Below are 13,388 nucleotides of genomic sequence, written 5' to 3' on the forward strand. Positions count from 1 at the left end.
ACCCCGGTCAGCGCTCGTGGTCCCGGAGGCGCAACGCCTCCGGGGCCACGGTCGCCGGGTCCAGTCCCGGCACGTCGACCCGCAGCCCGCCGCCCTCGGCGGGCACCCGCGGCAGGGGGGCGCCCAGGCTGCGCGCGTAGGTGATCACGGCCGACGCGTCGGCGCGCCGGTCCTGCTCGACCAGCCACCCGACCAGCCGGTGCATCGGCGGCAGGGTGGCACCGGTCAGTGAGCGCTCCTCGCCCCAGAGCTCGCGCACCCCGTCCACCAGGAGCGCCCACCACTCGTCGGTGCAGTCCGGGACGTGCGCGAAGTACTGCCACATGTCGCCCGGCAGCACCCGCGTGCGGAACGCGGCCGTGACCGCTTCGTCGCCGTGGGCCGCCACCGACGCGAGCGCCATCCGCTTGGTCGTCCACCGGTCCGTGAGGTCGGCGACGGTGCCGCGCTGCTGGGTGATCGAGGTGCCGTCGTCGCGCACCCTCCAGCGGTAGACGACCTCCGGCACGATGCCGATCCGGCCGGCGCGCAGGTAGGCCTCGGTCGTCGCCGGCTGGTCCTCGTAGCGCAGGCGCTCGGGCCACGACAGCCCGGCGCTGTCCCAGAAGTCGCGCCGGAAGAGCTTGTTCCAGGCGAAGACGTCACCCAGCAGCTCGGGGCGGTCGGCGATCGCGATCGCCTCCCGGTCCCGGTGCAACCGGTCCATCCAGCCCATCCGGACCGGCTTGTCGGCCTGCCAGCGCACGACGTTGCCGGTCACGAGCGGGGCGTCGAGGTCGCGTGCGCAGCCGGCCATCAGCTCCAGCGCCCGGGGGGTCATCAGGTCGTCGGCGTCGCAGAAGCCCAGGAGCTCGCCACGGGCCTGCCGGACGCCCTCGTTGCGCGCCGCTCCCAGCCCGCCGTTGGCGACGTGCAGCACCCGCACGCGGGAGTCGCGGCCGGCGTACTCCTCGGCGATCGCGCCGGAGTCGTCGGGCGAGCCGTCGTCGACGACGATCACCTCCACCTCCTGCAGGCTCTGCACGAGCAGGCTGTCGAGGCAGGCGGGCAGGTAGGCCGCGACGTCGTACGCCGGGACGACCACGCTCACCAGGGGGTCCCTCCTGCGTCCGAACACACCACCAACCTACTCAGGTCGCACGCGTCACAGGCGTCGCCCCGGGGAGCCGGTGTAGCCCACGTCACTCGACCGTGACCTGTCGCCCGGGCATCGGTTGGACCTACGCTTGGTTGCATCGAATGAGCAACGTCCGGTACCCACACCGGCCTGCCGCGGCAGGTGGTCGGAGGGATTGGAACGGAAAGGTTCGAACCGACTCATGTCCCATGAGCTGACCAACGGCGCGACCACGCGCCTGTCCATCGGTGTGGTGGGCGCCGGCAAGGTGGGCGCCGTGCTCGCCGCCCGCCTCCGCGCGGCCGGCCACGAGGTCACCGCCGCCGCCGGCGAGTCCGACGCCTCCCGCGACCGGGCAGCCGCGCTGTTGCCCGGGGTCGCGCTGATGAAGCCGAGCGCCGTCGCCCGCTCCTGCGACCTGCTCCTGCTCACGGTCCCCGACGACATGCTTCCCAACGTGGTGCGGGTGCTTGCCGACTCCGGCTCGCTCCGCGAGGGCCAGTACGTCGTGCACACCTCCGGCCGGCACGGTCTGGCCGTCCTCGCGCCTGCCGCGGCGGTCGGCGCGCGGGTGGTCGCCCTGCACCCCGCGATGACGTTCAGCGGCACGGCCGTCGACCTCGAACGGCTCGACGGCTGCGTCTTCGGCCTGACGGCCGGGCCCGCCGAGCGGACCCTCGCCGAGCAGCTCGTCCGCGAGCTCGGCGGCAGGGTCACGTGGGTGCCCGAGGAGATGCGGGGGCTCTACCACGCGGGCCTGGCCCACGGCGCCAACCACCTGGTCACCCTCGTCAGCGAGGCGATGGACCTCCTCGCCGCCGCCGGCTCGGACGACCCGGCCGGCACCCTCCGCCCGTTGCTGGAAGCGGCGCTCGACAACGCCCTCGACCGCGGCGACGCCGCGCTGACGGGCCCGATCGTGCGCGGTGACGTGCAGACGGTCGCGGCCCACCTGGAGGACATCCGGGCCAACCGGCCCGACACGCTGGCCTCCTACGTCGCGATGGCGCGCGCCACCCTCGACCGCGCGGTCACCGACGGTCGCGTGCTGCCGATCCGCGCGCTGAGCATCCTCCGGCTCCTCGACGCGGCGACCGTCCCGACCACGCGCCACCAGGACCACTGATTGTGTCCACCGCTGTGACGACCCCGGTCGTCGCGCGCACCCGCGCGGACCTCTTCGCCCAGCTCGCCCCGAAGCGCGCTGCCGGCGAGGTGGTGCTGGTGCCGACCATGGGCGCGCTCCACGAGGGCCACGCGAGCCTGGTCCGGCTGGCGCGCGACCGGGCCGGCGCGGACGGGGCGGTGGTCGTCTCGGTCTTCGTCAACCCGCTCCAGTTCGGGCCGGACGAGGACCTCGACCGCTATCCCCGCACGTTCGACGCCGACCTCGAGCTCTGCGGCCGCGAGGGCGCGGACGTCGTCTTCGCGCCGACGGTCGAGGAGATGTACCCCGGCGGTGTGCCGCGCGACGGCGACACCGCGGCCGTCACCGTCGAGCCCGGTCCGCTCGCCGACGAGCTCGAAGGACGCACCCGCCCCGGCCACTTCCGCGGCGTGCTCACCGTCGTCGCGAAGCTCTTCGGCCTGGTGCGCCCCGACGTCGCCGTCTTCGGCGAGAAGGACTACCAGCAGCTGGTGCTGATCCGGCAGATGGTCGCCGACCTCTGCATCAGCGGCAGTCACGGGGCGCTCGAGATCGTCGGCGGCCCGACCCACCGTGAGGACGACGGCCTCGCCCGGTCCAGCCGCAACCGCTACCTCGACGGCGACCAGCGCCGGCAGGCCGCGACGCTCAGCCGGGTCCTGCACGCGGCGCTCCACGAGGCGCCGTACGGGCTCGACGCGGCGCTCGACGCCGCCCGGGGCGAGCTGCGCGCAGCCGACGGCGTCGACCTCGACTACCTCGAGATCCGCAGCCCCGACCTCGCCCCGCTGCCCGACCCGGTCCCGCCCGGCACGCCTGCCCGCGCGCTCATCGCCGCGCGCGTCGGCACCACCCGTCTGATCGACAACCTGGCCCTGACCATCGGGTCCGACGAAACGAGGCACTGATGCTGCGCACCATGATGAAGTCGAAGATCCACCGCGCCACCGTGACGCAGGCCGACCTGCACTACGTCGGCTCGGTCACCGTCGACGAGGACCTGCTCGACGCGGCCGACCTGCTCGCCGGCGAGCTCGTGCACATCGTCGACATCACCAACGGCGCCCGGCTGGAGACCTACACGATCGCCGGCGAGCGGGGCTCGGGCGTGATCGGCATCAACGGCGCCGCCGCGCGCCTCGTGCAGCCCGGCGACCTGGTCATCCTCATCGGGTACGGGCAGATGACCACCGAGGAGGCCAAGGCCTACGAGCCGCACGTCGTCTTCGTCGATGCCGACAACGCGATCATGGGCACCAGCGCCGACCCCGCCGACACCTTCGACGACCCCACCCTGCGTCGCGGCGACCTGACCGCGGCCGGTGTGTGACCCGACCCCCGGATAGCCTGCTCGAATGCCAGACCCGATGGGGCCCGCCGCCTCGCGTCGCCTGCCCGGCCGGCTGAGCGCGCCGGCACCCGGTTGGACCACGAGCGCCGACGTCGTCATCATCGGTTCGGGTGTCGCCGGGCTGACCGCGGCGCTGCGGCTGCGCGAGCACGTCGACAAGGTGCTGGTGGTCACCAAGACCGTGCTCAACGCGGGCTCCACCCAGTGGGCGCAAGGCGGCATCGCCGCTGCCCTCGGGCCGGAGGACACGCCCGCCGAGCACGAGGTCGACACCCTCGTCGCCGGGGCCGGCGCGTGCGACGACGACGCGGTGCGGGTGCTCGTCACCGAGGGCCCCGAAGCGGTCCGCGAGCTGATCGCGCTCGGCACCAACTTCGACCACGACGAGCACGGCGCGCTCTCGCTCACCCGCGAGGGCGGCCACCACCGCGACCGGATCGCGCACGCCGGCGGCGACGCGACGGGTGCGGAGATCCAGCGCGCGCTGATCGCCGCCGTGGAGGCCGCGCCCGACATCGAGGTCATCCAGCACGCGCTCGCGGTCGACCTGCTGCTCGGCGCCGACGGTGGGGTGTCCGGAGTGACCCTGCACGTGATCGGCGAGGGGGTGCGCGACGGCGTCGGCGCGGTCCACTGCCGAGCGGTCGTGCTCGCGAGCGGCGGGCTCGGCCAGGTCTTCTCCCAGACCACCAACCCGGTGGTCTCGACGGGCGACGGCATGGCGATCGCGCTGCGGGCGGGCGCGACGCTGCGTGACCTGGAGTTCGTGCAGTTCCACCCGACCGTGATGTACCTCGGACCCGAGTCCCGCGGTCAGCAGCCGCTGATCTCCGAGGCCGTGCGCGGGGAGGGCGCGTTCCTCGTCGACTTCGAGGGCAACCGGTTCATGCAGGGCGTGCACCCGCTCGCCGACCTGGCGCCACGCGACGTGGTCGCGAAGGCCATCATGAAGCGGATGCTCGAGACCGGGCAGCCGCACATGTGGCTCGACGCGCGACACCTCGGCGTCACGGGATTCTGGGAGCGGCGCTTCCCGACGATCCTCGCGACCACCCGATCGCACGGCGTCGACCCGGTGACCGACCTGATCCCGGTAGCTCCCGCCTGTCACTACGCCTCGGGAGGGGTGCGCACCGACCTCGACGGTCGCACCGACCTGCCCGGGCTCTACGCGACCGGCGAGGTCGCCTGCTCCGGCGTGCACGGCGCCAACCGGCTGGCGTCCAACTCGCTGCTCGAGGGCCTGGTGTTCTCCCGCCGGATCGCAGCCGTGCTGCCCGACGAGCTGCGGCCGTGGGCCGACCCGGTGACCGACACGCGCAACGCGGGCCTGGTGTCCGGATCGGTGCGGCGCGACCTGCAGGAGACGATGACCTCGAAGGTCGGCGTGCTCCGCTCGGCGGCCGGGCTCGGCGAGGCGAGGGCCGTGCTGGACGAGCTGTCCGAGGCGCCGGCCGAGGTCGTCGGCCAGGACGCCTGGGAGACCACCAACCTGCTCACGATCTCGGCCGCTCTCGCCGACGCGGCGGCCCTGCGCGAGGAGACGCGCGGGTCGCACTGGCGCGACGACTTCCCCGACCGCGACGACGAGCACTGGGCCGGCCACTTCGACGTGGTGATGACCGATGGCGCCACCGCGGTGACCTTCGGGCCCGCGCCGGCCACCGACACCGGCCTCGAGGAGCAGGAGGTGCACGCGTGAGCATCGTGAGGACGCCGTACGACGGCCTGCCGCGCGCCCTGGTCGCGGAGATCGCCGCCGCGGGGTTGGACGCGGAGGCGGTCTACGCCCACGTCGCGCTCGCGTTCGAGGAGGACCTCCCCGGCGGCGCCGACGACGTGACGAGCGCGGCGATGCCGGAGATGGGCCGCGCGGTCGCCGACGTCGCCGCCCGCGAGCCCGGGGTGGTCGCCGGACTGGCGATCGCGGAGCTCGCGTTCCGCTACGCGCTCGGCGACGACGTGACGATCAGCGGCCGGATCGCCGACGGGTCACGGGTGCGGCCCGGTGACGTGGTGCTGACCGTGGAGGGCCCCGTCAAGGGGGTGCTCACCGCCGAGCGCACGGCGCTCAACTTCGCCTCCCACCTCTCGGGCGTGGCGACCGCCACGGCCGCGTGGGTCGCCGCGATCGACGGCACCGGTGCCCGGGTGCTCGACACCCGGAAGACGTTGCCGGGGTGGCGCGCCCTGCAGAAGTACGCCGTGCGGTGCGGCGGCGGGGTCAACCACCGCTTCAGCCTCGTGGACCGGGCGATGGTCAAGGACAACCACGCCGTCGCGGCCGGAGGGGCGGTCGCGGCCTATCAGGCGGTGGTCGCCGCCAACCCCGGGCTGCGGGTCGAGGTCGAGGTGATGGACCTCGACGAGCTGCGTGCGGTGCTCGCCGCCGGCTGCACCGAGGTGCTCCTCGACAACATGAGCGCCGACGACATGAGCGAGGCCGTCCGCATCAACGAGGCGGCCGGTCGACCGGCCACCCTCGAGGCGTCGGGTGGGCTGACGCTCGACCGCGCCAAGGAGGTGGCCGCCACCGGGGTCGACTTCATCTCGGTCGGCGCGCTGACCCACTCGGTGGACGTCTTCGACCTCGGGCTCGACTTCCGGGAGGGCTGAGCCCGTGACCCTCCTCGCCGCCGACATCGGCAACGCCCACACCGTGCTCGGGATGATCGCCGACGGCGAGGTGGGCTCGCACTGGCGGGTCGCGACGACCGAGCACCGCACCGCCGACGAGTGGGCGGTGCTGCTGCGCGGGCTCCTCGGCGGAGAGGTCGAGGACATCACCGGCATTTCCGTCTGCGCGACCGTGCCGTCGGTGCTCAATTCCTGGCGCGAGATGCTGACACGCCATTTCGGCGATATTCCGCACGTGGTCGTGGAGCCGGGCGTGCGCACCGGAGTGCCCATTCTCGTCGACAATCCCCGCGAGGTCGGCACCGACCGCATCATCAATGCCCTCGCCGCCGCGACCGAATACGGCGGGCCCGCGGTCGTCGTCGATTTCGGGGGCACCGCGACGACTTTCGACGTCGTCGACGACCAGGGTCGCTACGTCGGCGGGGCCATCGCGCCCGGCATCGAGATCTCCCTCGAGGCACTCGGGCGGCGCGGTGCGCAGCTGCGGATGGTCGAGCTCGCGCGACCGCGCGGTGTGATCGGCAAGAACACCGTCGAGGCGCTCCAGTCAGGAATGGTGTTCGGCGTAGCGAGCCAGGTCGAGGGCCTGGTCGAGCGCATCATCGGCGCGCTCGGAGTCGCGCCGGGCGACGTGCGGGTGATCGCGACCGGATATCTCGCCCCGCTCGTGTTCGACGAGTGCCGATGTTTCACCGACCACTCTCCGTGGCTGACGTTGCGTGGCTTGGAGAAGGTCTTCCTCCGCAACTCCCGTTAAAGCTCGCGGTATTTCGGGTCGCGCGATATCGCGCCTTTTGTGAAATGTCGACGAGGGTGCATTATTGCTCCACAGCTGGGCGCCGGGGGATGGGGCCCAGATGGATATAACGCCTCAGAAAGGCTTCAGCAATGGCACAGCGCGTCAACATCGTCCTCGTCGATGACATCGACGGCTCCGAGGCGACGGAAACGGTCTCCTTCGGTCTCGACGGCACGTCCTACGAGATCGACCTCAACGACAAGAACGCCGGCAAGCTCCGCGACGCCCTCGCGAACTACGTGGGTCACGGCCGCAAGGTGGGCGGCGCCCGCCGAACGCGCGGCAAGGCGGCCGCCACCGGCGGCGCGTCGGCCAAGGACGTGCGCGAGTGGGCCCGGGCCAACGGCCACAAGGTCCCCGACCGCGGCCGGATCCCGGCCGAGGTCCGCGACGCCTACGACGCCGCGCACTGATCGCGCCGGTTCGTCACGCTGCTGCCCGGGTGGTCACCACCCGGGCAGCAGCGATTTCAGCCGGTACGTCGCCGAATTCCGCTGATAGCGGACGAGATTTTCCGCTCGCACGGAACGCGTAGGCTGTCGGCGGGAGTTGTACCCGTCGTACGCCCCCTGACGTGTGATTGATGCGTGCCTGATGTGTGGAGGAGCAACAGATGTTCGAGCGGTTCACTGACCGAGCCCGCCGGGTGGTCGTGCTGGCCCAGGAAGAGGCCCGCATGCTCTCCCACAACTACATCGGCACCGAGCACATCCTCCTCGGTCTGATCCACGAGGGGGAGGGCGTCGCCGCCAAGGCGCTGGAGTCCCTCGACATCTCGCTCGAGGCCGTGCGCGCGCAGGTGGAGGAGATCATCGGCCAGGGCCAGCAGGCCCCGAGCGGGCACATCCCGTTCACCCCCCGCGCCAAGAAGGTCCTCGAGCTCTCGCTGCGCGAGGCGCTGCAGCTCGGCCACTCCTACATCGGCACCGAGCACATCCTGCTCGGGCTGATCCGCGAGGGCGAGGGCGTCGCCGCCCAGGTGCTGCAGAAGCTCGGCGCCGACCTCAACCGGGTCCGCCAGCAGGTGATCCAGCTGCTCTCGGGCTTCCAGGGCAAGGAGTCCGGCTCGACGGCGGCCTCGACGGGCAGCGGCAGCGCCGACGCGCCGTCGTCCTCGCTCGTGCTCGACCAGTTCGGCCGCAACCTGACGCAGGACGCCCGTGAGGGCAAGCTCGACCCGGTCATCGGCCGCGAGCAGGAGATCGAGCGGGTCATGCAGATCCTCTCGCGCCGCACGAAGAACAACCCGGTCCTGATCGGCGAGCCCGGGGTCGGCAAGACGACGATCGTGGAGGGCCTGGCGCAGGACATCGTCAAGGGCAACGTGCCCGAGACGCTCAAGGACAAGCAGATCTACACCCTCGACCTCGGTGCGCTCGTCGCCGGCAGCCGTTACCGCGGTGACTTCGAGGAGCGCCTGAAGAAGGTGCTGAAGGAGATCCGCACCCGCGGCGACATCGTGCTGTTCATCGACGAGATCCACACCCTCGTCGGCGCCGGTGCGGCCGAGGGCGCCATCGACGCGGCGTCCATCCTCAAGCCGATGCTGGCGCGCGGCGAGCTGCAGACCATCGGCGCGACCACGCTCGACGAGTACCGCAAGTACCTCGAGAAGGACGCCGCGCTCGAGCGCCGCTTCCAGCCGATCCAGGTCGCCGAGCCGTCGATCGCGCACACCATCGAGATGCTCAAGGGCCTGCGCGACCGCTACGAGGCGCACCACCGGGTGACGATCACCGACGAGGCGCTGGTCTCGGCCGCGACGCTGGCCGACCGCTACATCTCCGACCGGTTCCTGCCCGACAAGGCCATCGACCTGATCGACGAGGCCGGCTCGCGGCTCCGGATCCGCCGGATGACCGCACCCGCCGACCTGCGGGAGTACGACGACAAGATCTCCGACGTGCGGCAGCGCAAGGAGGCCGCGATCGACGGCCAGGACTTCGAGGCCGCCGCGCGCCTGCGCGACGAGGAGAAGCAGCTCATCCTGAAGAAGGCCGAGCGCGAGAAGCAGTGGCGCGCGGGCGACATGGACGAGGTCGCCGAGGTCGACGAGGAGCTGATCGCCGAGGTGCTCGCCGTGGCGACCGGCATCCCGATCGTGAAGCTGTCCGAGGAGGAGTCGACGCGACTGCTCCACATGGAGGACGAGCTGCACAAGCGCGTCATCGGCCAGGAGGAAGCCGTCAAGGCGATCTCCCGGGCGATCCGTCGCACGCGCGCCGGCATGAAGGACCCCAAGCGTCCCGGTGGGTCGTTCATCTTCGCCGGTCCGTCCGGTGTCGGTAAGACCTGGCTGTCCAAGACGCTCGCCGAGTTCCTCTTCGGCGACGAGGACGCCCTGATCCAGCTCGACATGAGCGAGTTCGGCGAGAAGCACACGGTCTCGCGGCTCTTCGGCTCGCCTCCGGGCTACGTCGGCTACGAGGAGGGCGGCCAGCTCACCGAGAAGGTGCGGCGCAAGCCGTTCTCCGTGGTCCTCTTCGACGAGGTCGAGAAGGCCCACCCCGACATCTTCAACAGCCTGCTGCAGATCCTGGAGGAGGGTCGTCTGACCGACTCCCAGGGTCGGGTGGTCGACTTCAAGAACACGGTCATCATCATGACCACCAACCTGGGCACCCGCGACATCTCGAAGAGCGTCAACCTCGGGTTCCAGCAGGGTGGCAGCGAAGGCTCCTACGAGCGGATGAAGAGCAAGGTCCGCGAGGAGCTCAAGCAGCACTTCCGGCCCGAGTTCCTCAACCGTGTCGACGAGATCATCGTGTTCCCGCCGCTCACGCAGGAGCAGATCGTGCACATGGTCGACAACATGATCGCGGGGGTCGAGCTGCGCCTCAAGGACCGCGACATGTCGCTCGAGCTGACCCAGGCGGCCAAGAACCTCCTGGCCGACCGAGGCTTCGACCCGGTGCTCGGCGCGCGTCCGCTGCGGCGCACGATCCAGCGCGAGATCGAGGACGTGCTGTCGGAGAAGATGCTCTTCGGAGAGGTCGGGCCCGGTCAGATCGTGCTGGTCGACGTCGACGGAGAGGGTCCGACGGCGACGTTCACGTTCGAGGGCCAGAAGGTCAGCGAGCTGCCCGACATGCCGCCGCTCGAGACCACCTCGATCGAGGGAGGCCTCGACGGACCGGCCACCCCGATGGGTGGCGACGGCCCGACCGACGTGCCCCGCACCGCGACGGAGTGATCAGCGGTCGATCGGCCCGGCGCACCTCACGGTGGGCCGGGCCGATCGCCATTTGCGGCGCAGGGGAAGTGGTGCCGGACGACGGACGTCGGGTGCGTGCCGCGGAACCACGAGAACGGCGTCAGGGGAGGGCGTAGCGGTCGTCGGCCGTGCGGGCGACCAGGCCGTCGGTCACCAGGGAGGCCAGGCAGCGCTCGCGCTGGTCCGGAAGGTCCCACGCGGCGTCGAGCTGGGCCTTCGTCACCGAGCCCGGCGCATCGCGGAGGACGGCGAGCAGGCGACCCCGGCACTGGCGGTCGGTGCCGGCGTAGGTCTGCACGGGGCGGGGCGGGCCGTCGTACGCCGGCTTGCCGGCCGCCTGCCAGGCACAGCCCGCGACCACGGGACAGGCGTCGCAGCGGGGGCGGTCGGCGGTGCACACGAGGGCGCCGAGCTCCATGACGGCCACCGACCAGGTGGCCGCGGTCGGCGGGTCGTGGGGGAGGAGGGCCGCGGCGACCTCGCGTTCGGCGCGGGTGACCGACCGCGGCGGGAGCTCCACGCCCGTGACGGCGCGGGCGAGCACGCGCCGTACGTTCGTGTCGAGCACGACCTGGCGCTTCCGGTAGGCGAACGCCGCGACCGCCGCGGCGGTGTAGTCCCCGACGCCGGGCAGGTCGAGGAGCGCGTCGTAGTCGTCGGGTACGACGCCGTGGTGGTCGGCGACGATGGCCGACGCCGCGGCGTGCAGCCGGAGTGCTCGCCGGGGGTAGCCGAGTCGACCCCACGCCCGCACCGCCTCGCCGCTGCTCTCGGCGGCGAGGGCAGCCGGGGTCGGCCAGCGGGAGAGCCAGGCCTCGTGCACGGGGAGCACCCGCGCCACCGGCGTCTGCTGCAGCATGAACTCCGAGACCAGCACCGACCAGGCGGTGGCCTCGGGGCGCCGCCACGGCAGGTCGCGGGCGTGCGCGTCGTACCAGCCCAGGATCGGGGCGACCAGGGTGGCGGCGGGCGTCGTCATCGCCACGATTGTCCCTCGTGCCGTCGTGCCTCCGCCGATCGGGGACGTCGGTTCCTTAACCTCAGACCATGCCGCCGATGACCCGTGGCCGGCTGCCGGCCAGTGTCTACTGGCGGCGGCGGGCCTTCGTGCTCGCGCTTGCCGCCTCGCTGGTCTTCGTCATCGCCAACGTGCTCTCCGGTGGCAGTGACGCCAAGGACGACGACCCCGTCGCCCAGCAGGTCTCCGGCGACACGACCGCATCGCAGACGATCACCGTGGCCGAGCGGTCGAAGGGCCAGCACAAGGGTCGCAAGGGCAGGGGCGCCCGGCTCGGTGCGGTGCAGGGGCCGAGCTTCGATCCTTCGATCCTGGTGGAGCCCGACGGCAACTGCGAGCCTGCCGACGTGCGGATCACCCCGCACATCGAGGGTGCGGTCGCGGGAAAGCCGGTCACCATCGGGCTGAGCCTCCAGACGGTGCAGGCCGACGCCTGCTACTTCCGCATCGGCGCCGACAAGATCAGTCTCAAGATCACCCACGCCGGCCGCGAGGTCTGGACGTCGAGGGAGTGTCCCGGCGCGATCCCGTCCGACTCGGTCGTCGTCCGTCGCGTGGTCGCGACCGAGGTGCAGATGACCTGGTCGCCCTTCCCGGTCGGGAAGTTCATGGGCAAGCAGTGCCCCGGCACCCGCGACTGGCTCGAGCCCGGCACCTTCACCGCCTCGACCGCCGCTCTCGGCGGCGAGCCCGCTCAGGCCGACTTCATCCTCGCCTCGCCGGTCTCGGAGACGATCACCAAGGGCCCGCGCCGCGGCAGGCACCACCAGGGCGACGGTTCCGACCAGACCAGCGACACCGGTACGACCACCGGGCCGACCGGCTCGACCCAGAACCCTTCCGACACCTCGACCGACGAACCCCGTAGGTAGGCCAGCGGATCGGGTGCGGGCGTCTCGACCCTCCCTCGCCCCGTGGCTCGGGCCACTCGACGAGCGGTGGCTGGGCTCAGACGTAGCGCTCGAGGATGGTGGACTCGGCGAGGCGGGAGAGTCCCTCGCGCACGCTGCGGGCGCGGAGCTCGCCGACGCCTTCGACCGCCTGGAGGTCGTCGATGCCGGCGGAGAGCAGCTTCTGCAGGGTGCCGAAGTGGTCGACCAGACCCTCCACGACCCCGCCCGGGAGGCGAGGGACCTTCGTGAGGAGCCGGTAGCCACGAGGCGCGACCGCGCCGTCGAGGTGCTCGCCCGCGCCGATGCCGAGGACGCGCGCCACCGAGGCGGGGTCGACGAGGTCCGTCGCCGAGAGTCCTTCGAGCTTGAGCAGGAGCTCGTCGGGCTCGCGGCTGCGCTTGCGTGAGGGCACGTAGTCGCGGATGACCAGCTCACGCTCGAGATCCACTCCCGTGATGAGCTCCTCGAGCTGCAGGGCGAGCAACCGGCCGTCGGTGCCGAGCTCGAGGACGTAGTCCTCGATCTCGCGGGCGATCCGGGTCACCATCTCGAGGCGCTGGGCGACCACGGCCACGTCGCGCACCGTGACGAGATCCTCGATCTCCAGCGCCGAGAGCGTCGCGGAGACCTCGTCGAGGCGCAGCTTGTAGCGCTCGAGCGTGGCCAACGCCTGGTTGGCGCGGGACAGGATCTGGCCCGAGTCCTCGAGCACGTGGCGGGTCTCGCCGACGTAGGCCGCGATGATCTGCATCGACTGCGACACGGAGATGACGGGGAAGCCGGTCTGCCGCGCCACGCGGTCCGCGGTGCGGTGCCGGGTGCCGGTCTCCTCCGAGGGGATCGTGTGGTCGGGCATCAGGTGCACGGCCGCGCGGATGATCCGGGTGATGTCGCGATCGATGATGATCGCGCCGTCCATCTTGGCGAGCTCGCGGAGTCCGGTCGCGGTGAACGGCACGTCGAGCTCGAAGCCGCCCGTGGAGATGCCGTCGACGACACGGTCGCGGCCCAGCACGATGAGCGCGCCGGTGCGGCCGCGCAGAATGCGCTCCAGGCCGTCGCGCAGACCGGTGCCGGGCGCGATCGATGCCAGCGTCTCGCGGAGGCGCAGGTCACCCGGGCGCTCAGCCACAACCAACTCCCATCAGGCGGCCGGGCGCACGCCCGGTCGAGGCAACCTTAAAGGCAACAGGTGCGACCCGCGCTCGG

The 13,388-nt window shown here is 71.9% G+C and carries 12 protein-coding genes; 9 read left to right on the top strand and 3 right to left on the bottom strand.

What is annotated here, in order from left to right:
• Nucleotides 1–7: 7 nt before the first annotated feature.
• Complete coding sequence (locus tag ACAX67_RS03525) at nt 8–1,090, bottom strand: glycosyltransferase family 2 protein (protein ID WP_370702425.1); 1,083 nt, start codon at nt 1,088–1,090, stop codon at nt 8–10.
• Nucleotides 1,091–1,319: 229 nt separating this feature from the next.
• On the opposite strand from ACAX67_RS03525, the gene ACAX67_RS03530 reads away from it, so the two are divergent.
• From ACAX67_RS03530 to ACAX67_RS03565, 8 genes are all read left to right on the top strand, one after another.
• Nucleotides 1,320–2,243 (top strand): Rossmann-like and DUF2520 domain-containing protein, encoded by a 924-nt coding sequence (locus ACAX67_RS03530; RefSeq protein ID WP_370702426.1) that lies wholly within the window; start codon nt 1,320–1,322, stop codon nt 2,241–2,243.
• 2 nt (nt 2,244–2,245) lie between these two features.
• Nucleotides 2,246–3,172 carry a pantoate--beta-alanine ligase gene (gene panC / locus ACAX67_RS03535; RefSeq protein ID WP_370702427.1) on the top strand — a complete coding sequence of 309 codons (927 nt, stop codon included), beginning with the start codon at nt 2,246–2,248 and terminating at the stop codon, nt 3,170–3,172.
• On the top strand, nt 3,172–3,594 hold the full coding sequence (gene panD, locus ACAX67_RS03540; RefSeq protein WP_370702428.1) for an aspartate 1-decarboxylase: 423 nt from the start codon (nt 3,172–3,174) through the stop codon (nt 3,592–3,594). The genes panC and panD overlap by 1 nt, the downstream gene beginning before the upstream one ends.
• Nucleotides 3,595–3,619: 25 nt before the next feature.
• Nucleotides 3,620–5,317: an L-aspartate oxidase gene (locus ACAX67_RS03545; RefSeq protein WP_370702429.1), complete on the top strand. Its 1,698-nt coding sequence runs from the start codon at nt 3,620–3,622 to the stop codon at nt 5,315–5,317.
• Entirely contained in the window at nt 5,314–6,231 is a 918-nt protein-coding gene (gene nadC / locus ACAX67_RS03550; RefSeq protein WP_370702430.1) for a carboxylating nicotinate-nucleotide diphosphorylase, read from the top strand. Before ACAX67_RS03545 ends, nadC begins: the two co-directional genes overlap by 4 nt.
• Before the next feature lie 4 nt (nt 6,232–6,235).
• The gene (locus tag ACAX67_RS03555) at nt 6,236–7,012 is read left to right on the top strand and encodes a type III pantothenate kinase (RefSeq protein WP_370702431.1); all 777 of its coding nucleotides are present in this window, start codon (nt 6,236–6,238) and stop codon (nt 7,010–7,012) included.
• Nucleotides 7,013–7,143: 131 nt separating this feature from the next.
• Nucleotides 7,144–7,467: a histone-like nucleoid-structuring protein Lsr2 gene (locus ACAX67_RS03560; RefSeq protein ID WP_370702432.1), complete on the top strand. Its 324-nt coding sequence runs from the start codon at nt 7,144–7,146 to the stop codon at nt 7,465–7,467.
• Nucleotides 7,468–7,667: 200 nt separating this feature from the next.
• Nucleotides 7,668–10,247 (top strand): ATP-dependent Clp protease ATP-binding subunit, encoded by a 2,580-nt coding sequence (locus tag ACAX67_RS03565; protein WP_370702433.1) that lies wholly within the window; start codon nt 7,668–7,670, stop codon nt 10,245–10,247.
• 121 nt (nt 10,248–10,368) lie between these two features.
• Here the strand turns inward: ACAX67_RS03565 and ACAX67_RS03570 are convergent, their stop codons facing one another.
• Nucleotides 10,369–11,247, bottom strand: coding sequence for an HhH-GPD family protein (locus ACAX67_RS03570; protein ID WP_370702434.1), 879 nt, complete (start codon nt 11,245–11,247; stop codon nt 10,369–10,371).
• 68 nt (nt 11,248–11,315) lie between these two features.
• On the opposite strand from ACAX67_RS03570, the gene ACAX67_RS03575 reads away from it, so the two are divergent.
• Complete coding sequence (locus ACAX67_RS03575; RefSeq protein ID WP_370702435.1) at nt 11,316–12,158, top strand: hypothetical protein; 843 nt, start codon at nt 11,316–11,318, stop codon at nt 12,156–12,158.
• 76 nt (nt 12,159–12,234) lie between these two features.
• Here the strand turns inward: ACAX67_RS03575 and disA are convergent, their stop codons facing one another.
• Nucleotides 12,235–13,311 (bottom strand): DNA integrity scanning diadenylate cyclase DisA, encoded by a 1,077-nt coding sequence (gene disA, locus ACAX67_RS03580; protein WP_370702436.1) that lies wholly within the window; start codon nt 13,309–13,311, stop codon nt 12,235–12,237.
• Nucleotides 13,312–13,388 lie beyond the last annotated feature (77 nt).

The sequence above is a fragment of the Nocardioides candidus genome, from assembly GCF_041321175.1.
Taxonomy (GTDB): Bacteria; Actinomycetota; Actinomycetes; order Propionibacteriales; family Nocardioidaceae; genus Nocardioides.